Origin of the sequence: Vibrio sp. 10N.222.55.C6, from assembly GCF_041473395.1 — a bacterium.
GTDB classification, from domain to species: domain Bacteria; phylum Pseudomonadota; class Gammaproteobacteria; order Enterobacterales; family Vibrionaceae; genus Vibrio; species Vibrio crassostreae_C.
Window position 1 is genome coordinate 1 of record NZ_JBFRSD010000639.1, and the last position, 376, is coordinate 376.

The window sequence follows — 376 nt, forward strand, 5'->3', positions numbered from 1 at the left end:
AATCAAATTAGCTATGGCGCATCATCTCGCTTTTTTGATGATGAGTACCGAGAGCGCTTAAACATATCTTTTGGTCAAATTTTCTATTTTGATAAAGATACAAAGCAAACTTTAGGCAACGAAGACTCCGCTGACAAAACTAATTATTCATCTTGGGCTATTGAAATGGACTTCAACTACGATGATTACCTTTTCTACCATGGCGGTGTGCAATACGACATTGATTCATCTTCGATGCAACTTGCTAACAGTACCATTGAGTACCGTTTTGCCGGCGGCTATATACAAACCAACTACCGCTACGTTACAGAAGAATATATTGAGGATAATGTAGGCGAAAGTATAAATGTTGGTTCAATAACTAGAGATGGTATCT

1 protein-coding gene is annotated in these 376 nt (G+C 37.8%); it reads left to right on the forward strand.

Features of this window, described 5'->3' with window-relative positions:
* Positions 1–376, forward strand: a 376-nt coding sequence (gene lptD / locus AB4486_RS25430; protein ID WP_372119495.1) for an LPS assembly protein LptD, incomplete at both ends; no start/stop codon positions are given.